Annotated in this window: 26 protein-coding genes; 18 read left to right on the plus strand and 8 right to left on the minus strand. The window is 54.1% G+C overall.

Features of this window, described 5'->3' with window-relative positions:
- Window positions 1-603: a chromophore lyase CpcT/CpeT gene (locus tag KBY75_RS12795; protein ID WP_255024173.1), complete on the plus strand. Its 603-nt coding sequence runs from the start codon at window positions 1-3 to the stop codon at window positions 601-603.
- A 16-nt stretch (window positions 604-619) separates the two neighbouring features.
- Here the strand turns inward: KBY75_RS12795 and KBY75_RS12800 are convergent, their stop codons facing one another.
- Window positions 620-1,033, minus strand: a complete 414-nt coding sequence (locus tag KBY75_RS12800; protein WP_255024174.1) for a hypothetical protein — start codon at window positions 1,031-1,033, stop codon at window positions 620-622.
- Between the two features lie 427 nt (window positions 1,034-1,460).
- Between KBY75_RS12800 and KBY75_RS12805 the strand changes: the two genes are divergently transcribed.
- The 11 genes from KBY75_RS12805 to KBY75_RS12855 all read left to right on the plus strand — a co-directional run bounded on the left by KBY75_RS12805 (window position 1,461) and on the right by KBY75_RS12855 (window position 9,563).
- Window positions 1,461-1,979, plus strand: a complete 519-nt coding sequence (locus KBY75_RS12805; protein ID WP_094559988.1) for a phycocyanin subunit beta — start codon at window positions 1,461-1,463, stop codon at window positions 1,977-1,979.
- A 42-nt stretch (window positions 1,980-2,021) separates the two neighbouring features.
- A complete protein-coding gene (gene cpcA / locus KBY75_RS12810) occupies window positions 2,022-2,510 on the plus strand; it encodes a phycocyanin subunit alpha (RefSeq protein ID WP_254937566.1) in 489 nt (162 codons plus the stop codon).
- 189 nt (window positions 2,511-2,699) lie between these two features.
- A complete protein-coding gene (locus tag KBY75_RS12815; RefSeq protein ID WP_255024175.1) occupies window positions 2,700-3,116 on the plus strand; it encodes a hypothetical protein in 417 nt (138 codons plus the stop codon).
- A gap of 26 nt (window positions 3,117-3,142) precedes the next feature.
- Window positions 3,143-3,724: a phycobilisome polypeptide gene (locus tag KBY75_RS12820; protein WP_255024176.1), complete on the plus strand. Its 582-nt coding sequence runs from the start codon at window positions 3,143-3,145 to the stop codon at window positions 3,722-3,724.
- A 19-nt stretch (window positions 3,725-3,743) separates the two neighbouring features.
- The gene (locus KBY75_RS12825; protein ID WP_255024177.1) at window positions 3,744-4,538 is read left to right on the plus strand and encodes a pentapeptide repeat-containing protein; all 795 of its coding nucleotides are present in this window, start codon (window positions 3,744-3,746) and stop codon (window positions 4,536-4,538) included.
- A gap of 116 nt (window positions 4,539-4,654) precedes the next feature.
- Window positions 4,655-5,539 carry a phycobilisome linker polypeptide gene (locus KBY75_RS12830; RefSeq protein ID WP_255024193.1) on the plus strand — a complete coding sequence of 295 codons (885 nt, stop codon included), beginning with the start codon at window positions 4,655-4,657 and terminating at the stop codon, window positions 5,537-5,539.
- 131 nt (window positions 5,540-5,670) lie between these two features.
- Window positions 5,671-7,287 carry a phycobilisome rod-core linker polypeptide gene (locus KBY75_RS12835; RefSeq protein ID WP_255024178.1) on the plus strand — a complete coding sequence of 539 codons (1,617 nt, stop codon included), beginning with the start codon at window positions 5,671-5,673 and terminating at the stop codon, window positions 7,285-7,287.
- A 65-nt stretch (window positions 7,288-7,352) separates the two neighbouring features.
- Complete coding sequence (locus KBY75_RS12840; RefSeq protein ID WP_255024179.1) at window positions 7,353-8,093, plus strand: phycobilisome rod-core linker polypeptide; 741 nt, start codon at window positions 7,353-7,355, stop codon at window positions 8,091-8,093.
- A 106-nt stretch (window positions 8,094-8,199) separates the two neighbouring features.
- Window positions 8,200-8,364, plus strand: a complete 165-nt coding sequence (locus KBY75_RS12845) for a hypothetical protein (protein WP_255024180.1) — start codon at window positions 8,200-8,202, stop codon at window positions 8,362-8,364.
- 9 nt (window positions 8,365-8,373) lie between these two features.
- Window positions 8,374-8,913, plus strand: a complete 540-nt coding sequence (locus KBY75_RS12850) for a phycobiliprotein lyase (protein WP_255024181.1) — start codon at window positions 8,374-8,376, stop codon at window positions 8,911-8,913.
- 11 nt (window positions 8,914-8,924) lie between these two features.
- Window positions 8,925-9,563, plus strand: a complete 639-nt coding sequence (locus KBY75_RS12855; RefSeq protein WP_255024182.1) for a chromophore lyase CpcT/CpeT — start codon at window positions 8,925-8,927, stop codon at window positions 9,561-9,563.
- 294 nt (window positions 9,564-9,857) lie between these two features.
- Here KBY75_RS12855 and KBY75_RS12865 read toward each other — a convergent pair whose 3' ends face one another.
- A complete protein-coding gene (locus KBY75_RS12865; protein ID WP_255024184.1) occupies window positions 9,858-11,243 on the minus strand; it encodes a HEAT repeat domain-containing protein in 1,386 nt (461 codons plus the stop codon).
- 392 nt (window positions 11,244-11,635) lie between these two features.
- Complete coding sequence (locus tag KBY75_RS12870) at window positions 11,636-12,064, minus strand: DUF2656 family protein (RefSeq protein ID WP_255024185.1); 429 nt, start codon at window positions 12,062-12,064, stop codon at window positions 11,636-11,638.
- Between the two features lie 214 nt (window positions 12,065-12,278).
- Here KBY75_RS12870 and KBY75_RS12875 point away from each other — a divergent pair, with 214 nt between their 5' ends.
- Window positions 12,279-13,028, plus strand: coding sequence for a HEAT repeat domain-containing protein (locus KBY75_RS12875; protein WP_255024186.1), 750 nt, complete (start codon window positions 12,279-12,281; stop codon window positions 13,026-13,028).
- A gap of 19 nt (window positions 13,029-13,047) precedes the next feature.
- On the opposite strand, the gene KBY75_RS12880 is transcribed toward KBY75_RS12875, so the two are convergent.
- The 3 genes from KBY75_RS12880 to cpeB all read right to left on the minus strand — a co-directional run bounded on the left by KBY75_RS12880 (window position 13,048) and on the right by cpeB (window position 14,880).
- The gene (locus KBY75_RS12880) at window positions 13,048-13,674 is read right to left on the minus strand and encodes a HEAT repeat domain-containing protein (RefSeq protein WP_255024187.1); all 627 of its coding nucleotides are present in this window, start codon (window positions 13,672-13,674) and stop codon (window positions 13,048-13,050) included.
- 89 nt (window positions 13,675-13,763) lie between these two features.
- Complete coding sequence (cpeA, locus tag KBY75_RS12885; RefSeq protein WP_106632843.1) at window positions 13,764-14,258, minus strand: class 1 C-phycoerythrin subunit alpha; 495 nt, start codon at window positions 14,256-14,258, stop codon at window positions 13,764-13,766.
- A gap of 61 nt (window positions 14,259-14,319) precedes the next feature.
- Window positions 14,320-14,880, minus strand: a complete 561-nt coding sequence (gene cpeB / locus KBY75_RS12890) for a class 1 C-phycoerythrin subunit beta (RefSeq protein WP_197148055.1) — start codon at window positions 14,878-14,880, stop codon at window positions 14,320-14,322.
- A gap of 370 nt (window positions 14,881-15,250) precedes the next feature.
- On the opposite strand from cpeB, the gene KBY75_RS12895 reads away from it, so the two are divergent.
- The 4 genes from KBY75_RS12895 to KBY75_RS12910 are packed head-to-tail and all read left to right on the plus strand — an operon-like array spanning window position 15,251 to window position 17,646.
- A complete protein-coding gene (locus tag KBY75_RS12895) occupies window positions 15,251-15,505 on the plus strand; it encodes a hypothetical protein (RefSeq protein WP_254937579.1) in 255 nt (84 codons plus the stop codon).
- Window positions 15,506-15,554: 49 nt separating this feature from the next.
- Complete coding sequence (locus KBY75_RS12900; protein ID WP_255024194.1) at window positions 15,555-16,124, plus strand: phycobiliprotein lyase; 570 nt, start codon at window positions 15,555-15,557, stop codon at window positions 16,122-16,124.
- A 26-nt stretch (window positions 16,125-16,150) separates the two neighbouring features.
- Window positions 16,151-16,858 (plus strand): 15,16-dihydrobiliverdin:ferredoxin oxidoreductase, encoded by a 708-nt coding sequence (locus tag KBY75_RS12905; RefSeq protein ID WP_255024188.1) that lies wholly within the window; start codon window positions 16,151-16,153, stop codon window positions 16,856-16,858.
- Window positions 16,855-17,646: a phycoerythrobilin:ferredoxin oxidoreductase gene (locus tag KBY75_RS12910; RefSeq protein WP_255024189.1), complete on the plus strand. Its 792-nt coding sequence runs from the start codon at window positions 16,855-16,857 to the stop codon at window positions 17,644-17,646. The genes KBY75_RS12905 and KBY75_RS12910 overlap by 4 nt, the downstream gene beginning before the upstream one ends.
- A gap of 8 nt (window positions 17,647-17,654) precedes the next feature.
- Here the strand turns inward: KBY75_RS12910 and hemH are convergent, their stop codons facing one another.
- Complete coding sequence (gene hemH / locus KBY75_RS12915; protein ID WP_255024190.1) at window positions 17,655-18,830, minus strand: ferrochelatase; 1,176 nt, start codon at window positions 18,828-18,830, stop codon at window positions 17,655-17,657.
- A gap of 168 nt (window positions 18,831-18,998) precedes the next feature.
- Here hemH and KBY75_RS12920 point away from each other — a divergent pair, with 168 nt between their 5' ends.
- A complete protein-coding gene (locus KBY75_RS12920) occupies window positions 18,999-19,829 on the plus strand; it encodes a hypothetical protein (protein WP_255024191.1) in 831 nt (276 codons plus the stop codon).
- On the opposite strand, the gene KBY75_RS12925 is transcribed toward KBY75_RS12920, so the two are convergent.
- A complete protein-coding gene (locus KBY75_RS12925; protein WP_255024192.1) occupies window positions 19,808-20,725 on the minus strand; it encodes an NAD-dependent epimerase/dehydratase family protein in 918 nt (305 codons plus the stop codon). The two genes, KBY75_RS12920 and KBY75_RS12925, sit on opposite strands and share 22 nt — an antisense overlap.
- Between the last annotated feature and the right edge of the window lie 309 nt (window positions 20,726-21,034).

A 21,034-nucleotide genomic window follows, 5' to 3' on the forward strand; every position in this document is an offset into this window, starting at 1 on the left:
ATGGCGAGCTCCTTGGAGCGATTGGTGCGGATGTTGAGCGGTGGCTTCAGCAACCAGGAGCAGGCTTTTGAGAATCCGCCCCTCTACGCCCACATCCTGGTCAAATTCCGCCCCCTCCCCCAGCTGGCACCGGGCTCCCTACTGCTGGAGCAGAGCTACGCAATCAACCCAGCAGCTCCTTACCGAATTCGGGTATTGAGGGCGGAAGCGCTGAACGGCCAGCTGACGATCGTCAACCAGGCGCTGGCAGAAGATCAACGCTTCTGGGGAGCGGTAGAGGACAGCGAACTCCGTGGCCGCATTCAAACCAGTGACCTCATGCCCCTCGATGGCTGTGCCTACGTGGTGCGCGAAGAGAGCGAAGGATTCATAGGGGAAGTGGAGCCTGGATGTCGCTGTCTGGTGGAGCGCAAGGGAGCCACCTCCTACCTGGTGAGCCGGCTGGAACTAAACCCAGCGGGCATGCGCACGATCGACAGGGGCCACGATCCCCTCACCCACGAACATCTCTGGGGATCCCTGGCGGGTCCCTTTGAATTTGCCCGAACCAACGACTACAGCGACGAAATACCAGCCCATTGGACTGAGCAGTGGCGCGATTGAGTGGCGGGATTGAGTCTCAGGCGCTGAGCTCATCGAGGAAAGGTTGCTCCTCTTCATCAAGGAAGGTTTGCTCGGCCAGGCTGTCATCCAGAAAGCTGTCCTGTAAGGACTCCTGGGCATGGCCCCTCTGGGGGGCAACAACTGGACGCAGGTGACGGCCTACCCCTTGATTCTCAATGCCTTTTAGCAAGCCCTCAAGTCGAGCCAGCCGGTCTTCGGTGTCGTCGAGTCGTAGCTCTGTCTCGTCAGCGAGCACGCCCTGGCTATCGGCCTGGCCCTCAAGCAGCGGCTCGAGCCTCAACTCCTGAGCGGCAAGCCGCTCTTCCAGTTCAAGCAGCCGGAAGGTGATCGCTTCAGCCACTTCCGAGAGGGTCTGCAGCTGGTCCGCCAGCCGCTGGGTGCAGTCTGAAACCTTTAGCTCAACAGCCATAACCATTGCCGATGGAATGGGCGGATGGTATCGGCGCAGCCCGTAAGCGCCAGGGGTTGGCGCCCCAGTGCCTGCAGCGCAGCGTTTGTAACGATTGCAAAAGCCTTGTAATCCGATCGAGACAGGCCCATGTGGATCGCGCGGCCAAGTTTTTTGAAAACCACCACACCCAACGCTTTGTTGAGCTAAAAATGAAGTATGTGCTGTGGTCATCTGCACCGAGCAAGCCCACCATTCCTCAGGGCAGTGACCGTTTGTTAAGGGAGCAGTAGGCAGGCAGGCATCTTGAAGAGAATGGGGGAACCAAGTTGACAACAGCCAGGTTGCTGCACACTGCCCACAAGGGGCACTGCGCAGCCCTGGGCCCTGACCAGCCTGGAACCCCTATCCACCCTTCCGACTATTCGTCGCGACTAGGAGCCTCCCAATGTTCGACGCCTTCACCAAGGTTGTAGCCCAGGCTGATGCCCGTGGCGAATTCATCAACGCCGGTCAAATCGACGCCCTGGCGGCGATGGTTTCCGAGAGCAACAAGCGTATGGATGCTGTGAACCGCATCACCTCCAACGCATCCAAGATCGTCACCAATGCGGCCCGCGATCTTTTTGAAGCTCAGCCGGCGCTGACAGCTCCTGGTGGTAACGCCTACACCAGCCGCCGCATGGCTGCGTGCCTACGCGACATGGACATCATCCTCCGTTACATCACCTACGCGATTTTCAACGGCGATGCATCCGTGCTGGAAGACCGCTGCCTCAACGGCCTACGGGAGACCTACCTAGCGCTCGGCGTTCCTGGGGCTTCAGTTGCTGAAGGCGTTCGCAAGATGAAGGACGCAGCCATTGCAATTGCCAACGACCGCAACGGCATCACCCAAGGAGACTGCTCAGCTTTGATCAGCGAAATCGGCACCTACTTCGACCGCGCTGCAGCAGCCGTCGGCTGATCAGCTCACTAAAAATTCAACCCAACTTATTCCCCCCTTCCCATGAAAACTCCCCTTACCGAAGCCGTCGCAGCAGCTGATTCCCAGGGACGGTTCCTCTCAAATACTGAGCTCAACTCCGCTTTTGGTCGCTTTGACCGCGCCAAAAATGCTCTTGCAGCTGCTAAGGGCCTAACAGCCAATGCAGACAACTTGGTGAACGGCGCTGCCCAGGCCGTTTACAACAAGTTCCCCTACACCACCCAGATGCAGGGTGCGAACTATGCCGCTGATGCCCGTGGCAAGGCAAAGTGCTCTCGTGACATCGGCTACTACCTCCGCATGGTCACCTACTGCCTCGTGGCTGGTGGCACCGGCCCCATGGATGAGTACCTGATTGCCGGGATTGATGAAATCAATCGCGCTTTTGAGCTCTCACCGTCTTGGTATGTTGAGGCTCTTAACTACATCAAAGCCAACCATGGCCTTGCCGGCGAAGCAGCTACAGAGGCAAACAATTACCTCGATTACGCAATCAACGCACTTGTTTGATCAAGCTGCTTTTTAGAACGTAATCAATAGCCTCCCCGTCGAAGGGAGGCTATTTTTATTGAACAAAAGATAAAGGGATGGGCGAAGGTAAGCATGAAGACAGCAGTCGTGAAGAATTGTTCGCCCACAGCGATTCGGCAATAATCATACAGCCCGGGAAAACCGTCCTCCTGCCAAAACAAAACCACCATGCCGCCCAATGAAATTTTTAGCATAAAAGACTTAATAAACCAAGCTGGAGAGGAGCAGGAGATTCAGTACGGTACGAGCGAGGCACGCTTGCGCATAGACCTCAGAATTGAAGACATTGGGCTTTGGAAATCCCATCACAACAAAAATCCTGACAACAACAATATTCTGCTTGCCTGCGAGAGTAATAGCGGCGAACTAGCAGAAACCACTCTGACCTGGGTAGTCGGAGCAGCAATACGTTCTGCATTGGTAGAAGGAACGGCCCAGGCAAGGGATCTACTCAAAAACCTCGGAGTGTCAGAAGAACTGGTGGATCTAGCATCTGAGCACTGTCCAGGCCTAGGCGGGAAAGCAGTATGGGCTTTCCATTTGGAGCGACATGGCTGGCTTACCGCAACTCCTGTGGAATCGTGAACCTGACTAGAGAAGCAGATCGAAAGATGGAGATCAGCCAACTGGCCAAGGCTGCAAAAGTATGCGGCATAAGCAATCGAGACAGTCTCCCCGAAGCAGTGAGAGCGGTGGTAGCTAAAGCCGATACTTCAAAACGGTTCCTAAACACAGAAGAATTAGAAGAGATATGCAAATGTTGCAATACCTCAGGAAATGCCATTGAGCTACTTATAGCCGAGTCAAACCAGATGGTTGATAAAGCAAGACAACAATTACTAGCCCAACAGCCACAACTCATCCTGCCTGGCGGAAAATTACACCCCGAACCAAGGGCAGAAGCCTGCTGGCGAGATTGCCAACAGTTTCTACGGGTGATCATTTACGGGGTCGCGTGCGATTGCACAGAAGTAACAGATACGGCAGGCATGACAGCATTGTGTCAGTTATACAAGGAGATGGAAGTACCTATCCCTGCGATGATGTATGTCCTAGCCCAGATGCAAACACTAACCACAGAAGTCCTAGAAACTTCTGGCCATCTTCGCGAGGCAACCTGCCTCGACAAGGCTTTTGATAATCTGATCAAGGCCTTGCAACCAACCTCGCCCGGAAAACAAGAAGCCAAATAAACCCGGCAACCAATTAGCATTGCAAGCTAAACCACAGAACACCAACCCATCTGATTACAAGCGAAGTGAATCCCGTCTAAACATGAATCAAAAGCATCAAGCATCTTTGTTGCCAGAAGATCCAAGCCAATGGAGTGCTCCTGAAAAGTGCGAACCTACTGCGGCGCAGCATCAACCCGTAGACGCGCGCGGTGCAAGATGGAACAACCGTGTTCTACAACCACTGGACCTGCGCCAGGCAAACCTTTGTCGCATGGATATAAGGGGAACAGACCTAAGCGCCTGCCTACTAGAAGGATGCAATCTAACACTTGCTCGTTATGATAAAAAGACTCGTGTACCCGCTGGTTTTGATCTTGAAAAGTCAGGAGCGGTAGGCCCTGGTGCAGCTCTTAATGGGGCTTTTCTAAATGGTGCAGATCTCAGGGGTATGGATCTTCGGAACACCAACTTCATGGGTGCCTACCTAAGCGGATGTGACTTAAGTGGTGCAGTATTAGACGGAACACGTTTTGTAGGAGCAGACCTAAGGTTTGCGAAATTGCAAGGCTGTCGCTGCATCGCAACACGCTTTACCGGCAGTCAATTGCAGCAGGCAGACTTTAGGGCTGCTGATTTAACAGAGGCAATCCTAGATGGGGCTGAAAGTATTCAAGGCGCTGACTTCAGTCAGGTAACAGGCATGGACAAGAAACAGCTCGCAAACCTCCTAACTCGCTCTCACATCGAACTGGATTGTTGGAACCCACTCACCCGGCAGGCAACCAGGGCGACCCTTGAATCGTTGCTTGAATCGGCAACAAGAACGGCATAGCGCGCTGGCACTGCCAGACAAAGCGAAGCGATTGAAACAAAAGATTGAGGTTTATAAAGCTGCGGTCGAGGGCTATGGGACGCCAGGGATAATTGCAGGGTATCGCCACGAAAGTCATGCCGTTTGGTCCAGCCTCCATCCTGGGTGTGGAGAGCTACTCCCAAGAGTGCGAAGCACCACGTGAGCTAGTGCCAGGGGACGACGACCAAGCGAAGGAGTCAGTGATCCGGGCTGTCTATAGACAGGTGCTTGGGAATGCCTACGTCATGGAGAGCGAACGACAAGTTGTTGCGGAATCGCAGTTCAAGCTAGGCGAGATCAGCGTTAGAGAACTGGTAAGACGTATCGCAAAAAGCGATCTTTATAGCACGCGCTTTTTTGACTCATGCGCGCGCTACCGCTATATCGAACTAGCTTTTCGCCACCTACTCGGACGTGCTCCAGCAGATTTTGAGGAAATGCGGGGGCATGCCGAAAGACTAGATACAAGTGGCTACGAAGCAGACATCGACAGCTTCTTGGATTCTGACGAATATCAGAACACCTTTGGTGAGTGGACAGTTCCATATCAGCGTGGGTGGAAAACAGAATCCTGTGCAACGCTTCAAGAGTTCACCTGGTCATTCCAGTTGCTACGTGGGAACAGCAGCAGCAGCCTAAAAGGCAACTTGGCTGGAATCAGGAGCCGTCTTGGCGGTGCTGCTTATCAGAACCGCCCCCTTCCTGTGGTAGCTCCCTCATCACAAGATTCCCAAGGCTGGAGCTTCCGCCCAGCTCCCAACCTGACAGATCCCGTTACCCGGATAGGTGTACTCGCAGGTGAAGCAGGCAAAGTCTATCGAGTTGAAGTAACAGCATACAGGGCCAATAACGTGCGACCCACATCACGCTATAGGAAAGCTAACAGAGTACTCTTCGTCCCGTTCAACAAGCTATCCGAGCAGTATCAACTTATTCACCGCGAGGGAGGCAAGATCGCAAGCATCACACCATTAAGCTGATCCATTGCACAAACTACCCTATTTAGCAACAGAGCTCCCAAATCGGCAAAAACAAAGGCATTAGATGTCCCAGAGACGTCTAACAGCTTATATCCTAATTAACAAGGCAAGTCCGCTAATCCCATAGCCCCATGACAACAAATCAAAGCAATTCACTTGACTTCGGAGCCACTCAGCTGCTTGAAGCCCCAGCGAGGTTTTCTCGACAAAGGACTGATGCCGTAGAAGCTGCCACAAGCGAAGATCAATTTCGTAACCAGCAGCTACTAAATACGCCGTCAGCATTCACTGCAAACGACAATGCTGCTTTTCACATCGCAGTAAGAGCTGCATACCGGCAGGTATTCGGCAATGTTCAGCCGATGGAAAGCGAACGCCTGCTGAGTGCCGAATCAAAATTACGCAATGGGGACATCAACGTACGCGAATTCGTACGAAGATTGGCCCAATCCGATTTTTATCGCTCACGCTTCTTTGATGCCGTATCTCCACATCGAGCAGTTGAGCTTAACTTCAAGCATTTGCTGGGCCGCCCCCCCCATAATCAAGCAGAGGTTGCTAGCCATGTGGCATTAATCGCCACAAGTGGCTTCACAGGCGAAATCAATAGCTATCTTGATTCCGATGAGTATCTAAACTCCTTTGGCGAGGAAACAGTTCCATACCCAACAAGCTGGAACTCACCAGTAGGCCAGCCTCAAGCAGCGTTCAACAGGATCGCAGCACTTGAGCAGAATTTCGCTGGCAGCGACACAGCAGTAGGGACCAAAAGTCAGCTGCTAGGCAATCTAGTTAGCGGCTACAGGCTCTCAATAAAAGTGCCTGCACAGGTTTACCGATCTGGTTCCCTTAGTCAGATGGGTAGAACAGCGGCTGGTTCGGGCAGCATGCTAGAGCCTGTCAAGCGGAACAGTGCCGATGGAGGCGACTCAACACCAATGCGTGGTGATCTATACGTTGGCTTTGGGCTTGGCCAGCGCCAGCAGGAAGTGTTCGAGCGCTGCAACGGTGATTCAGCTGATCAGATTACTGCGCTGATCCGCTCGGTATACCGCCAAGTGCTGGGCAATCCCCATGTAATGGACAGCGAGCGTAACTTAACAGCAGAAAGCCAGTTTGCTGAGGGAAGGCTCAGTACCCGCGAATTTATAAGAGCTATTGGACTCTCTGCAGACTATCGCCGTCGGTTCTTCGAAACAAATGCTCCCTACCGTTTTGTGGAGCTGAATTTCAAACATATTTTAGGGCGTGCACCCGCATCTCAGGCTGAGATGAGTGAGCATCTACAAAGGCTAGCCATTCACGGCTATGACGCAGAAATCAACAGCTACGTCGATAGCGAAGAGTATCAGAACACCTTCGGTGAAAATACTGTTCCCTATCTGCGTGTAGCCACTGAAAATGGTCGCGAACAGGTTTCCTTTAATCGCCACATAGCACTAGTTCAAGGCTATGCAGCCAGTGACACCATTCAATGTGCCTCAAGTCTGCTGAATTCGGTAGCAACAAGATCTGCACCTACAAACTGGACAAATACAACCGTACGGATTAACAGGCTTGGTGCAGCCTCTGGATCAGCTGATCCCACATCCAAGCGGTTCCGTGTTGTCGTCAATGCCCAGCCTGCAGGCGGCCGCCAACGCAACCCGAACGCCAGTTACGTAGTAAGCGGCAATGACATTACAAGCCAACTGGGATACATCCATAGACGCGGTGGTCGGATCATTTCTGTAACCGAAATCACCTAGAAAACGCTGGTTCATTTATTAGGGACAACTGTTAATTTCTGCACTCCCCTACCAACCAAAAAACCATGGAAATCGAAACTCTTGACCGGCCCAATTCGGATTTACGCCAATCAGAAGCCCAAGCCCAGCTGAAAGCCGCCTACCGCCAAGTATTTGGCAATGCCCATCTCTTTGATGAAGAGCTCTCAGTCTCTGCAGAGAGTTTGTTCATCAACGGCGACCTCACTGTGCAGGGGCTGGTCAATGCCCTAGCCCTCTCCGACAGCTATCGGCGTCTCTTTTTTGATGCAAACGGGCCCTATCGATTTGTTGAACTCAACTTCAAGCATCTCTTAGGCCGCGCCCCAAGAAATCAAGCTGAACTGAGCAAGCATGTTCAGCTCCTGGCCACAGAAGGATACGAAGCGGAAATCAACAGCTATATATATGGAGCCGAGTATCTAGAGGTCTTTGGCTTTGATACAGTTCCTTTCGATAGAGGAGCGGCCAGCCAGCAAGGTGAATCCAATCTTACTTACAACAGAACACGTGCATTGACATCGGGCTTTGCAACTTTTGATGGTGACGGACAATCACAATTATTAATCAGCCTAGCGACCAGCTCGCCCCCCGGAGGCAGTCAAAAGACACCCGGGCCAGGTGGTCGCAACAACCAGCGCTACGCTATTCGCTGGACAAGCGCTAATCCTGTTGGCCTAAATCGACGCGTAACGCAAACGACAACAGTTCCCTTCAGCTCGCTATCATCAGCCATCCAATCAATTCATCGACGCGGAGGCCGCATCGCATCAGTAAAAGAATCCTAAATCAAACGAAACTGGAGGCGGTTCAAGGTCTTTAATAGTATATTATTAAGGCAACTCTTGAGCCACCTCCCAAAAGCATCAACAGCAAGCACCTTGGCTTCAATCCATGGATTTACAGGACAAAGACTATCTCAAAGTAGAGTGCACTCAAATTAATCAGAACAGTGAAGAAGCGCAGCCTGCGATCAACATGATGATCGATACATGGGTACACATGGTTCAGGCAGGTCGTCTGCCAATTACCAAGACCACCCACAGAACCAAGGCCTGAGCAGCATAGATGCAGCTGGAATCTTTTGTTGCTCGGAGCCTAGGCCGCTGGCGATCCATGAGAAGTGGACATTCTCTTGCGTTTCAGCAATTTGAGGATGTTCGCAGTTCAGTATTGATTGAACCAATCGGGCCCCAAGATCCATTGGTACTTAAGTTAATTAAAGACTGCAAGATACACGATGCCAAGCCACTGCTGCCATTCCGAATGGAATGGAGTGCAGAAAGTGACTGGGAGCCAGATGGCCCCAGTGAAGTATCGGCAGGATCATGCATTCTCGTTCCAATCCCAACTGATAATCAAAAAGGAATCTTACTGCGAAGCGCTGGATACGCAGAGGCCGAGCAAGCAGTATCAAACTATGCTTTTCTAGAAGATAATACTTTTATACTCACTACCCAATATGGTCAATCAATTGCAGAAGAAAGGATCTGGTTCGTATCCGAGAATGTTCGCTGCCGCTCATCAGTGCTGCGAACTTCAGCCGGCTCAGGAATACTGCAAACCTCCTTCGCATCTGAAATCCGCCGATTAGATTCCTTCAGCTAACAGTATTCGCCGTGCCAACCACTGCCCTTAGATTCGCAAAATTACTTGCCGGACATTTCAGTAATTTTGCCCAATCGCAACGCGATCCAGTAAATTTTGCCCATATCAATATCTATTTTCGCCCTCTGCCTTGGGAAATATTTCAGGGCCCTGGTTTTTACTCCGAGCAGAGCTATGGGCACGATCCTTGGCGACCTTATAGGCAAGGCGTACATCGACTGATATCGACCGAGAAGGTGCAGATTGTTGAGAATTTTGGATTCGACCAACCTATTCGCTTAGCTGGAGCAGGCTTCACTCCTAAACTGCTCAAGCTTATTCATATTGATCGCCTTAAACAACGCTGCGGTTGTGCGATGCATTTCCAAGAGACGGAGCCGGGTTGCTTCAGCGGAAAGGTAGAACCTGGTAATAAATGCCTAGTGCCACGTGATGGGCGGCCTACCTATCTAGTGAGTGAGGTGTTGGTTGATCACGAAAACTGGATTAGTAGAGATCAGGGTTTTGATCCAGCTACCAATACCTTGCAATGGGGCTCCGAACATGGGCCACTACGTTTTGAACGCGTGGCTAGCTTTGAGAATGAAGTCACAGCTGAGTGGGCGAGTCTAAATAATTATAAAGGAGATGATCCTGAACAAATTGGATAGAATAGAAGCCATGCAAGCTGATGGACCAACTATCCAGCAATTCCGTAGCTGGATTCGCTCGCAGCACCTAATTTGCCAAGGCCAAGACTTTATTTTTGAAACAATTGACCATAGTCAGCTTGAGCGTTTTGAAGCCTGTCTAAATATGCTTGATGGGCAAGTGCGGTCTGTACGAGCAATTGGAAACTGGCCCATGGGGCCCCGTCGAACATTCAAGATTCTGAGAGCTGAAGCAGCTGTGCCGAGGCCCAAAGGCCTGGAAATTCAACGCTACTGGGCTGAGCGTGGGTCCTTTCAAACCCGGTTTTCGGAAATAAGCAATTGACGCCTACAATCCACAAAAATATCGGGATCCTGCACGGCCAAAGCATTCTGCAAGAGCTGAAATATTTCATGGTTATTCCCAACATCAATTGAATCAAGCCCAATTAATGCAGCATAACGTAACTCCCAGCTTGGTGTGAAATCGGAGGCCAAAAGCTGCGGCACACTTTTGCACCATATACCAGGAAAATGTTTATTCAAAGCCAAGCAAGCAGCCGCTCTTGACTTACCAAATTGCGGGCGCTTGCTGTTCATCGCTTCCAGCAGCAATGCCTTAATGACAGGTATGGCAGCGCCAGGCCAGATGTCCACACTGCCAAGAAGCTGAATGAAGAAATAGTGAGCACCATAATCATTATAAGCATCCTCCTGCCATCGCTTCCAGAAAACAGGCCAGAGCTCTTCTGCTGGCCTATGCTTCAATGTGGACAATGATAGGTAGCAACGGCTAAAGTCAGTACCAAAAAACTCATCAAATAAAAACAATATGGTGGGTTCAGTGTCATAGCAGTGCGCCAAGACCAAATCTTCTGGCTGATCCCACATCAGCGAATCTAAACAGGTAAACAGGTCAAGGCCTGCGTGTGCTTTGTCTTGGCCCGGCCAGAGTGTCCGCAGAGCTCGCATCCTGAACACAGGGGACACGGGCGCCTTGAGGATCGAAGGCAATAGATATGTAGCCCGACAGTCAATTAAATCCTGAATCGCCGACTGCCGGTCCATTTGGTTAGGCAGGGTCAGGTGATCTTCCAATTCTTGAAGGCGACTGCTATCGCCACTGAGCTGTGCAACCCCGGCCAAGGCAGCGCCGCGAACCCCTGGATTCGCCTCATCCTGCAGCGATTGAAGTACGGGTAAGGCCGCATGCACTTCTAACCCCACAAGAGCCTGGATAAGAACCCTGCGGCTCTGGCCTGGATCATTGAGTAGCAGGAGCATCGCCTGATGGAGTTCACCATCCTGGCAATTGAGCTGAAGAAGGGCCCAGGCTGCATTTTCAACGAGGTAGTGATCGTTGCTCCTAAGGCAACGCCCGATGCTAGGAATGGCCCGTTGAACCCCAAGCCGGCCCAGAACTTCGACCGCTTTGCGGCGCGCAAGGTTAACCGCCTGTTCGCCCGAAGAATTATCAATAAGCCGCAATAAAGCTTGCTCCGTTTTATCGCCGGGGAAGTTCACCAAATGGGCGGCCGCCATATAGTAATCGCTGGCAGAATCAAGCGAGTCAAGAGTTTGCTCAAGAATCGCTAGCGCATCATGGTGGCTGAGCCCGGGATGGATATTGTCGTAACTGTTGCTGGAGCTTGCCAAAATACTGTCCTCAGAAGTCAAAGTGGACGCGGCTGTGGAGCTCAAAGGAGAGCTGCTCCAACTCTGATAGCCGGCAGGGCAAGAGCGCTGAAAGTTTAAGAGTTATGTGTCTTGATGCAACCCAGCCAGGAAGCGTTCAATATGAGCCCATCTAAATTAGAAGCACAATGGGACCCCATCAATGTGGTGCACTTCTGCTTGTTACAAGCATCAAATCTGAAACTCCCCAGAGGGTTGCTAAGAAGCTGCGAGTTCCGCTCCATATGCTGAGCCAGACTATGCAGCAACTACACCAGAATGGAATCCCAGTTTCGTCGGTGGGTCTGATGGAGGCGGCCAGCTCAGTTTCCGCAGTGGCCGCCAAAGCTGCCATGGAGCCAGGCGAATCACCCAAGCCTGGACAGCAATCACCTCGCCGCCGCCGCAAATAGTCCAGCTCAGCCTTGAAGCTCGAACACACCATCAGGAGCACGCCCCTGCTTAAGCAGTTCCCAATTGATCGACTGAAGGAAAGCTGCGCTGTTCAGAGTCTCCACCACATCGACCCCCCAGTCACTCTGCTGCAGCAACGCTCCAGGGGCGCCCTGGCCGTCCTTGCGCCCACCCAAGGCCAACAGCTGGCAATCATGATCAGTGGCCCCTGCAGAGCAGCGAAGCTGTCGCCAGGCCAGGAGTAAGGCATTGGCCAAATCGATGGGCAGCAGATCGGCTTCCACCTGAACCAACCAGTGAGGGTGGCTGACTGCCTGAACCTGGACATCGGTGGACAGGTGTGCAACGAGGCCAGCCGCCAGATCGGCCGAATTCAGGCCCTTCAGGTTGTCGGAAACCACCTGAAGGTTGTGGGAGAGCAAAAAGCGTGTCATGTCCTGATCTTGTTAAGCCCACCATAGGAACGCCGCGGCTATCCCTGATAATTTTGTTCGATAGGAGCGACCCTTGTCTACCGAGCTGTCCGCTACCCCCGCATCTGGCATCCAGCAACTGAGCGTTGAGGAAGCCAACATTCTGGCTGCAGAGCTTCGTTCCCAACTTCGTCAGGGGCTAGTTCCTTCATCCGACAGCCCAGCGATTGAGCGCATGGTGGCTGGTCTCGGCGATACCAGGGGCTTGATGCGGCTCACCTTTGCCGAAAGCCTTGGAGCAGTAGGTGCTGCGGCGGTGCCAACACTGTGCCGTGCATTGCGGACTCACGAAAACGTCACCGTTCGCCGCGCTGCAGCGAAAACTCTGACCCTGATTGCAGATCCAGCTGCCTTGCCCGTTTTACTGGAAACCCTGCTCTCAGATTCGGATCCCGTCGTGCAGGGATCAGCTGTCGGAGCGATGGCTGCAGTCGGCGACCAGGCTCTCGATCCACTCTTCTCAGTGCTCGTTCATCCAAAAGCTTCGGCCATGCAGCAGGGGCTCGCCAGCTGGGGAATCGCTTTTATAGGCGCCAAGGCGCCCGAAGCGCTTCGCCAAGCAGCCAGCTCGCCGGATGCCAGGATAAGAGCGGCAGCGATAGCAGCTCTCGGCGAACAGATCCAGTCGTTGGGGGATGACGAGGCGAGACAGCTGCTCCTAACCGCGCTGGATGACCTGGACTCCGAAGTGCGGGCAGAAGCTGCAACGCTGATGGGGAAGTTGCAGGAGCCAGAATGGGCCTGCCCGCGCCTGCTCCCCCTGCTCACCGACTCGGAAGAACAGGTTCGCAAAAATGCTGCTCTATCGCTGATGAAGCTAGGAGCCAGGGATTCATTGCCTGCATTAAAAGCAAGTGTGGAGCAGGAAGAACAACCTAGTGTCAGATTAGTGCTAGAGCTAGCAATCAGTCAGCTAAGCAAGTGAGGATGGCAATCGTCTCGCGTCAGCCCGGCTGAGGTTGACGCGCTTGCAGGTCCCTTATTCGAGCCAAGGCTGATTCAAGCGTCTCTCGCACATAACTGTCTAGCTGTGGTTGGTTCTGCAGATCTCTAAGAGTCCGTTCGATTGCAGGATCATCAATCTGTGCGAGCGCATTGACAGCTGCAACCGCCTGGGCTGGATTATCTCCGCCCACCACTCTCAGCAACAGCGGCACCGCCTGCTCACCCACCTGCCCAAGGGCCATCACCGTAGCTACAGCCACAACCGGTGAGTCGTCGCCAAGCGCCTCTTCGAGGGCCTGCATAGCAGAATCGGGGAAATGTATCCCAGGCTGGTTTGAAGCCACCTGGGCATAGGCCTTGACGCAGCTAGCGCGGATAGTGCTGTCCGTGCTGGCCTTAAGAAGATCCGCTAAAGGCAGCAGGGCTGCTGCGCCAAAAGCGCCAATACCACGTACAGAGGCCCTGCGTAAAGCTATATCCGGTTGGGCCAATAAACCAAGCAGTCGAGGCAGAGCTTGCTGAGGCCAATCCCTGACCATAGCTATAAAAGCCTGGCTTTGAATATAAGGATTGGGGTGAGCAAGGTCATCAAACAAGATATCCAATGCTTCCATTTCTACATCCAAGAGAGGGGGTGGGAGAGGGCTCATTTTCTCACAAAAAAGGAGGCCCGAAGGCCTCCGTGGTTTGTCCTCAACAATTAATCAGAAACTGATCAGGAGAGGGCGTTGATTGCGTAATCAAGGTACGACTTCAACTCATTGAGAGCCTGGGGGCTCATGTCACGAGGGGAGCAAGCCCGATCGCGGGTGAAGGTGAGAGCTTCCACGTAAGCAGCGGTAGGCAGACGCAGGGTGCGGTACACCTCACGGGCTCCGGCAATGCCCCACTCATCGAGAGGGCCGGTGCCGCCCACAACCAGGCAGTAGTTGATCAGACGCAGATAGTGAGCGATGTCGCGGTAGCACTTGTCCACCTTGACCTGATTCTCACCAGCTTCGCCGGCTTGCTTGAGGTAGGGGTACTTGCTGAAGCAGGCGTCACCAGCTTCCTTCGTCACTTTGTCCAGGCCGGCAGCCAGCTTTTCAGCAGCTTCAAGACGAGCAGTAGCTCGCTGAATGTTGCCCTGAACAGCTTCTAGGTCGTTCTGGGAGGGGAAGCGACCAGCGGCATCAGCGGCGGTCACAACAGTGGTCACAACAGACTTCATCGTGAAGATCCTCGTTTAATTGAGTTGTAGTGGTTTAAAAAAAGCAATCTCTTCGGATGAATCAGCTGAGGCCGCTGATCACACGGTCAAAGTAGGTAGCAGCTTCAGCCACTAGAGCGGAGCAGTCGCCCTGAACGGTTTCCATCTTGCGGAAACGGGTTTCCACAGGGTTGGTACCGCTGGTGTTTGTCTCGTTAATGTGAGCCGTGGAAGAAGCCTTCATGATGGCCACAGCGCGGGCGGCAGACTGAAGGGGAACGCCCAGAGCGATGTAGGTCTCCTTGAGGCCGTTCAGGCAGCGGTCGTCCAAAACCGAGGCATCGCCAGCGAGCAGCGCGTAGCTGATGTAGCGAAGCACAATTTCGCCGTCGCGCAGGCAGGCGGCCATGCGGCGGTTGGGGTAGCAGTTGCCACCAGCCTGGATCAGGCCAGTGTTTTCGCAGATCATGCCGGTGACTGCATCTGAAACGATGCAGGAGGCATTGCTGGTGATGGCGTTAACAGCATCTAGACGCTTATTTCCCTCAGCAACATAGTTACGGAGAGCAGCGAGTTCACCGCCTCCAATTGGGGCAGTCTTCGAATCTGCGCTAACGACAGCGCGTGAAAAGGCGTCGAGCATGGGAAAGGGACCAGGGGTGCTTGTGCTCAGCCAGTTGACAGCCAGTGAAGATCGTTAGATCTGTTTAGGTCTGCATGGCTTAGCTGCCTCTCGGGGAAGGCGTAAGGGGAAACTACGGTCATCTCCCGCCTCAGGACCCCGATCAAAGCAATCATGCAAACTTTCGTCACCCATCGCGGTCGGACTTAAAAAGGCAGCGCTGGCAAAGGGTTTTGGCAAGGGGAGGGCACGCACTCCCGCCCAATCGCGGAACAAAGCACCAGGAGATTTATCTTTTCTTCCATATTCACCATGGATGCGGCCCATTTGAAGCTGCTCTAGTGGATCGCAGCGGTCGACTCCGTATGCTGACATTCGCCCAATTCAACCCATGACCGACGGCACCACCGCTCGCGCCGACACGTCTGCAATCAACGCATCCGATCCCAGCCGGCAGGAGTTGGAGGAGTCGATTGATCAGCTAGCGGCCTACCGCGATCGACTCATCAAAGATGTGATCGGAATGGGTCAGAGACTGAAGCTTCCTCAGAAGCAAGTGGAATTCACCCTGGCTCAGCATCCCGAGCTGCAGAAGCTAGAAGCAATTCTGGCTCAGCTTGAAGCCCAGAAGTCCGAACAGGACTAACTCCCATCCCCCTCACCCGCCCGTGGCACCCGTGGACCCAGCCCGAACGATGGATCAGTTCTTGGCGGCCAGTCGAGGGGCCTGGCTGACGCGACGGGCTGTGCACCACCTCGACCACCAAGATGATGAATTCGGCGATTCCAATCTTGTGATCGAGCCCTTCTCCGCTCAGGATCCAGCCGTCGAACAGATATGCCTAGCTCTCAATATCAACCCTCATCTAGCAGCAGGAGGGGCCCGTTTCTGGTGGGAGAGCAATCTAAAACCCCTAGCTAGAACAGAAGATCAAGCGGCTGTATTAATAGATATCCCTCTGGCAGGAGATCCCTCTCAGGGTTTCCTGGTCCGTGACAAGGGCTACGTGGAGAAGCAACCCGTCCTCAGTCAATACAACTTTTCCAGCGATGGCGTCATGACCGTTACCACGCGCTACGACAGCAATGTCGGCACGGAACGCTGCTGGTTCGTCACGGATCAGGTGCGAATGCGGGTGAGCTCGGTGCAGTGCCTCGACGGTGTGTCGATGACCACCTACTGCACGGAGCTTCGCTGCCCCTCCGACGCAACTCTGCAGTCGCTTCGGGAAAGCGCCGATTCCCTGGCCGCCGGTTTCAGCTAACCCACCCTGCTCCTGAGCCCTCCGAGATGTTCGACCCTTTTTTGCAAGAGCTCCATAGCAGGCTGGAACGGTCTGGGGCGCAGCCCATTGCCCCACCCGATGGGCTCGCTGAATGTCGCTCGCTGAAGAGGCAGAGCGTGATCCAAAGCTGGCTCTGGCAGGTGCCGGGTTTCCGACGCTGGCGGGTGACCAGGATGGACGCGGGGGACAGCCTGCAAGTGCTGAATTCGGTGGCCTATCCCGAATACAACAACGATCAGCCCCTGATGGGAATTGATCTTCTTTGGTTCGGCACCCGCGGCAAGCTGGTCGCAGTGCTTGATTTTCAGCCCCTACTGCAAGATCAGAATTATCTTGATACCTATTATCAAGGCCTAAAAGAACTTATTTCTCGCCACCCGGATCTTCACGGTGCTGAGGCCATGCGCTCATTTGATCCAAACCAATATTTTTCGCCCTGGCTGCTGTTCTGCCGTGGAGGTGCTGAGGAGGCGCAGGAATCGTTGCCCAGAGCTTTCACCGCCTTTCTCGACTGCTACTGGCAGCTCAGCGCCGAAGCCAGCCAACGCACTTCCATAGTTACAGCAGAAAGGGTTAAAACCCTGCAGGAGGCATACGATGTCTACAGCGCCGAAAGAGATCCGGCTCATGGCCTGTTTAGCAGCCACTTCGGCAAGGCATGGTCGGATCGTTTTCTGCACGAGTTCCTCTTCCCATCTAGCCCGCAGCAATGACAGCACCGCAAAGCTGCAGCCTTGATCAGGTCAGAATCGCCGGTTGGCGTTGGCAGCCCTTTCTTGATCATGCGGTCGACATGCTTCAGGCGTTGCAGCCAGCCGCCTACCCCGTGCCGGAGCAGTTTCTGCAAAAAACCGGATCCACCGGTTCGAAGGCACAGCCGGTAGTTGTGCAAACTGCAACCTGGGCCTGTCGAACCAGCAAGCTTCGCCAGGTGAGGGCCGCCTGTGTGGAAGCGGGACCAGCAGCGTCTGTGCTGAACCTAGTTATCAATCCCGACTGCCGTTTTGATCTGCCTTTCTTCGGAGCCGATTTGGTCACGCTGCCCTCAGGCCATCTGCTAGCCCTCGACCTGCAGCCAGTTGACCGCAGCGATTCCCTCCATACCCAACCTGTCTGGGATCGATTACTCCCAATTTTTAACAGCTGGAAGCCTCACTTGCCTGATGGCGGGCCCATTCCTGCCGAGGCGGAACCTTACTTTTCGCCTGCATTTCTCTGGACCCGTCTACCTCTGGGTGCAGCCTCCGATGAGCTGATAGCCACCGTTATATTTCAAGCCTTTGCTGAGTATTTAAAGCTTTATTTACAGCTCGTGGATGAAGCACCCCCCGTAGCAGATGATCGCTCAGCAATATTGCTCGAGGGCCAACGCCGCTACACCAGCTATCGGGCAGAGAAAGATCCGGCAAGAGGGATGCTCAGCCGCTTTCACGGCGCGGAATGGACCGAGGCATATATCCATGAGGTGTTGTTCGATCTAGACAGACACTATCCCGAGTAAAAAGAAGATCAAAGCAGGCCTATGGCGTGAAGAGGCCCACTTCCACTGATCAGCTCCACTAGAAAAGCGGAGAATCCGACCATAGCTAAGCGGCCATTCCACACTTCTGAGCTGTTGTTCCAGCCCCAAGCCCACTTGTCTTGGGGGTAGAGCTTCACAGTGCTGGGCAAAGCCGCCGCCTGGTCGATATTCACTTCGGGCCCATCCAGGGCCTGCTGGACAAGTCGCGCAAGCCCCTGGATGAACGCAGGGTTGGTGTCAAGCGCCGGCACACGCCGAAAATTTGTGATGCCCGACTCGAAAGCCAGCTTGCGGTACTCGATGTCGATCTCTTCAAGGGTCTCGATGTGCTCGCTCACAAAACTGATCGGCACAACCACCAGATCCTTCACACCCTGCCGCCCTAGCTCCGCCAATGCCTCGTCGGTGTAGGGCTTGAGCCACTCCACAGGACCCACCCGGCTCTGATAAGCAAGGGTGAAAGAGTTGCTGTGGCCCAATGTGGCCTCCAACTTCTCGATGATCAGCCGGGCGCAGGTTTCGATCTCCCCTTGGTAGGGATCGCCCGCTTCTTCCACGTAGCTCTTAGGAACACCGTGGGCGCTGAAGAACACATGGGCGCTGTCAGGGTCCGGGCAGGCCTGGATCTCGCGGGCGATCAGCCCGGCCATGGCGTCGATATAGCCCTGGTCATCGTGGTAGCTGCGGATACATCGAATCGGCAAAGCTGCAAAGACAGGATCAGCCTGGCGAAGACGCTGAAGCTCCCTAAAGCTGGAACCGCTGGTGCTAATTGAGAAGTGAGGATAAAGAGGCAGCACCACCACCTCGTCCACATCGTCGGCTTTGATGTCTGCCACCGCCGATTCGGTAAAGGGGTGCCAGTAGCGCATCGCCACGTAGCTGGTGGCCTCGATCCCAAGCAGGCGAAGGGCACTCTGTAGCTCCCGAGCCTGCTGCTCGGTGATTCGCCGCAGTGGTGAGCCCCCGCCGATTGAACGATAAGCCTCCTGCGACTTGCTCGCCCGCAGGCTGCTGATCAGCCAAGCCAGTGGTTTCTGCAGGGCCGGGCTGGGTAGCCGGATGATCTCCGGATCCGAGAAGAGGTTGTAGAGGAAAGGGCCGACGTCCTGGATGCGCTCCGGACCCCCGAGGTTCAGCAGGAGCACACCTACCTTGGCCATGGCTTGGCGATCATGAGGCCAAACATCACCTTACGTCTATAACTGCTGGCAACTGCACTCGCTCGGTTGAATAAGAAACGTTTAGGGACACGCCCTCACAACCAAGCCGTTCGACCGTCGCACATCAGCTAGCCGATTCTGGAAAACCCGACTACCGAACTGAAGACGATGGAAGGTTCAGACAATCACGCCAAAGCAGCAGCTGATCGGCAATGGAACCTCATGCGCGCCAGCTTTGATGGCGACTGGAAGGGAATAACCACTTGGCATGGCCGCAACGGCCATGCCATGAACCTGAAGCAGGGCAGCGCTAACCCGGAGGCCTCGCTTTACTCCATCCACTTCTCGGATGCGCACACGGGTGAATGGCATGGAACCGGCCTGCGATTCGCGCCCGGTGGAGAACGCCGCTTCCCCCTATATCGGCATAATTACAACCTCGGCCATAACTGCTGGCATTTTCCGCAGACGGCGGGCCAGTCGAGCCTGGAAATGGCCGGCAGCAGCGCCCGTGCTGGGCATGAAGTGAACTTCTTCAGCGGTCGCAGTCGTTCGATGCTGGTGGCGCTTTACCAGCAACAACCTGATGGTCAGATGCTGCTGGACTCAATCGCCGCCACACCCTTCCGTTGCCAACGCACCAGTCCTGACCCCGAACGCGTTCAGTTCCAATCGCTGGAGGCGGTATTCGAGACCGTCTTTGGCTGGCAAGGAGTGGAGTCAGTGATCAGACCAGGATTCAATTCTGTAAATGAAACGTCAGATCAGCGGTTGACACCATTCTGTAGCGAATTATTTATCAAGAATGAAGTGAATGGGCTGTTTACGGATAATTTAATCTGCAGCCTGCCTGAGAGCTTGCCAAAGCATTCATTTGACATCCACTTTGGCTGCATACTGGATCGACAAAGCTTTGTGCATTTGACAATTGAGTTTGATGCCAATCACAATCTCTTGGCCTGGATAGAGCGCCGATATCAGCCCAACATGCATGGATGAGAGAGACTGAAGCCAAGCTGCTTAAGCTTCTCATTACTCACCCGCGCATTAAGGATTCGATCGCTGGTGTCTCTGGTCAACCACTTAGCTAGTGGCAGGCCAGCGCGCTCACACAGCCGATCTGTGAGCTCCTGGCCGTTGTACTGGGTGTCATTGACCAGGTTGTAGGTATCATTGAGACCTTGATCAAAGGCAAAGTTGATACCGCGAACAATGTCGTCGCGGTGAATCCAGCACGGCACATTCAGGCCATTACGCTGCACTAAGCCGCCAGCTGCACTCAGCAACATGGCCGGAATATCGCGTCCAGGCCCATATATGCCACCGAGGCGCAACACGCAGACCTTGATCGAGTCGGAGCGGACCGACGCGATCATCTGCTCTGCTCTCACGAGCACGGAATTCACTGGATGATTTGAATCGGTTGGATCGCTCTCACTTGTGAGCGCTCCCTGCCGGTTGCCATACACGCCACAGCTGCTGAGGTGAACAAGCTGCAGTGGCGAGCTGACAGGCCTACGGCTAAGCGTTTCGATCAGCCGCTGCAGGCCGCCAAGAAAGGTCTGCTCGTATTGGCTCAGCTCAACACTGGAACTCTTCGACGGAGCGAAGGACACCAAGATGCCGTCGACATCTGTTGCGAAGTCCAGGCTGCTGGAGGGATCCGTCGAATCAAAAACCAATGGATTCTCGACTAGATCGGCCAGCTCTGGCAAGCGTTCACGCCGGGTTGTGGTGCCCCAAAGTGCGTGCCCCTCCTGCTTCCAGGATTTGGCAACCGCTTCGCCCACGTAGCCACAACCCAGGATTGCGCGACGCTCACCCGTGGGCAGGATCGGGCGCTCTTGGAGAGACAGCAACTGATAGAGGGAGGCCAGATCTGGGGTAGAAGTCATCCCGCAAAGCCCAATCATGAAGTTTTGCAACCCTAGGCCTGCCGGGCGTGGGGTTGCGTTGCCACCGCTACGGATGACGCAGCCTGAGCCCTACTCCGTTCTTGTGGCAGCCTGAGCTATCGCCTTAAGCCCATGCCCGTCTATTGCGTCGAAGTGCCTGGGCTACCGCCACTTGCCGTCACTTGCGCCGGCTGCAGCGGAGATGCTTTGCAACTGGCACTAAGGGAGCAGGGACTGGACAACTTCCGTGTGGAGCGGCGCAGCAAGGATGGCCGCCAGTGGTGGTTTCAGGCCAACTTCAAGCCAGGC

Source organism: Cyanobium sp. T1G-Tous, assembly GCF_024345455.1.
Lineage (GTDB): Bacteria > Cyanobacteriota > Cyanobacteriia > PCC-6307 > Cyanobiaceae > Cyanobium_A.

What these genes read in the sequence shown, in the direction of transcription:
- KBY75_RS12795 (WP_255024173.1), top strand. Translation starts at nt 1, where the DNA reads ATGGCGAGCTCCTTGGAGCGATTGGTGCGGATGTTGAGCGGTGGCTTC.
- KBY75_RS12800 (WP_255024174.1), bottom strand. Translation starts at nt 1,033, where the DNA reads ATGGCTGTTGAGCTAAAGGTTTCAGACTGCACCCAGCGGCTGGCGGAC.
- KBY75_RS12805 (WP_094559988.1), top strand. Translation starts at nt 1,461, where the DNA reads ATGTTCGACGCCTTCACCAAGGTTGTAGCCCAGGCTGATGCCCGTGGC.
- cpcA (WP_254937566.1), top strand. Translation starts at nt 2,022, where the DNA reads ATGAAAACTCCCCTTACCGAAGCCGTCGCAGCAGCTGATTCCCAGGGA.
- KBY75_RS12815 (WP_255024175.1), top strand. Translation starts at nt 2,700, where the DNA reads ATGCCGCCCAATGAAATTTTTAGCATAAAAGACTTAATAAACCAAGCT.
- KBY75_RS12820 (WP_255024176.1), top strand. Translation starts at nt 3,143, where the DNA reads ATGGAGATCAGCCAACTGGCCAAGGCTGCAAAAGTATGCGGCATAAGC.
- KBY75_RS12830 (WP_255024193.1), top strand. Translation starts at nt 4,655, where the DNA reads ATGCCGTTTGGTCCAGCCTCCATCCTGGGTGTGGAGAGCTACTCCCAA.
- KBY75_RS12835 (WP_255024178.1), top strand. Translation starts at nt 5,671, where the DNA reads ATGACAACAAATCAAAGCAATTCACTTGACTTCGGAGCCACTCAGCTG.
- KBY75_RS12840 (WP_255024179.1), top strand. Translation starts at nt 7,353, where the DNA reads ATGGAAATCGAAACTCTTGACCGGCCCAATTCGGATTTACGCCAATCA.
- KBY75_RS12845 (WP_255024180.1), top strand. Translation starts at nt 8,200, where the DNA reads ATGGATTTACAGGACAAAGACTATCTCAAAGTAGAGTGCACTCAAATT.
- KBY75_RS12850 (WP_255024181.1), top strand. Translation starts at nt 8,374, where the DNA reads ATGCAGCTGGAATCTTTTGTTGCTCGGAGCCTAGGCCGCTGGCGATCC.
- KBY75_RS12870 (WP_255024185.1), bottom strand. Translation starts at nt 12,064, where the DNA reads ATGACACGCTTTTTGCTCTCCCACAACCTTCAGGTGGTTTCCGACAAC.
- KBY75_RS12875 (WP_255024186.1), top strand. Translation starts at nt 12,279, where the DNA reads ATGGTGGCTGGTCTCGGCGATACCAGGGGCTTGATGCGGCTCACCTTT.
- cpeA (WP_106632843.1), bottom strand. Translation starts at nt 14,258, where the DNA reads ATGAAGTCTGTTGTGACCACTGTTGTGACCGCCGCTGATGCCGCTGGT.
- cpeB (WP_197148055.1), bottom strand. Translation starts at nt 14,880, where the DNA reads ATGCTCGACGCCTTTTCACGCGCTGTCGTTAGCGCAGATTCGAAGACT.
- KBY75_RS12895 (WP_254937579.1), top strand. Translation starts at nt 15,251, where the DNA reads ATGACCGACGGCACCACCGCTCGCGCCGACACGTCTGCAATCAACGCA.
- KBY75_RS12900 (WP_255024194.1), top strand. Translation starts at nt 15,555, where the DNA reads ATGGATCAGTTCTTGGCGGCCAGTCGAGGGGCCTGGCTGACGCGACGG.
- KBY75_RS12905 (WP_255024188.1), top strand. Translation starts at nt 16,151, where the DNA reads ATGTTCGACCCTTTTTTGCAAGAGCTCCATAGCAGGCTGGAACGGTCT.
- KBY75_RS12910 (WP_255024189.1), top strand. Translation starts at nt 16,855, where the DNA reads ATGACAGCACCGCAAAGCTGCAGCCTTGATCAGGTCAGAATCGCCGGT.
- hemH (WP_255024190.1), bottom strand. Translation starts at nt 18,830, where the DNA reads ATGGCCAAGGTAGGTGTGCTCCTGCTGAACCTCGGGGGTCCGGAGCGC.
- KBY75_RS12920 (WP_255024191.1), top strand. Translation starts at nt 18,999, where the DNA reads ATGGAAGGTTCAGACAATCACGCCAAAGCAGCAGCTGATCGGCAATGG.
- KBY75_RS12925 (WP_255024192.1), bottom strand. Translation starts at nt 20,725, where the DNA reads ATGACTTCTACCCCAGATCTGGCCTCCCTCTATCAGTTGCTGTCTCTC.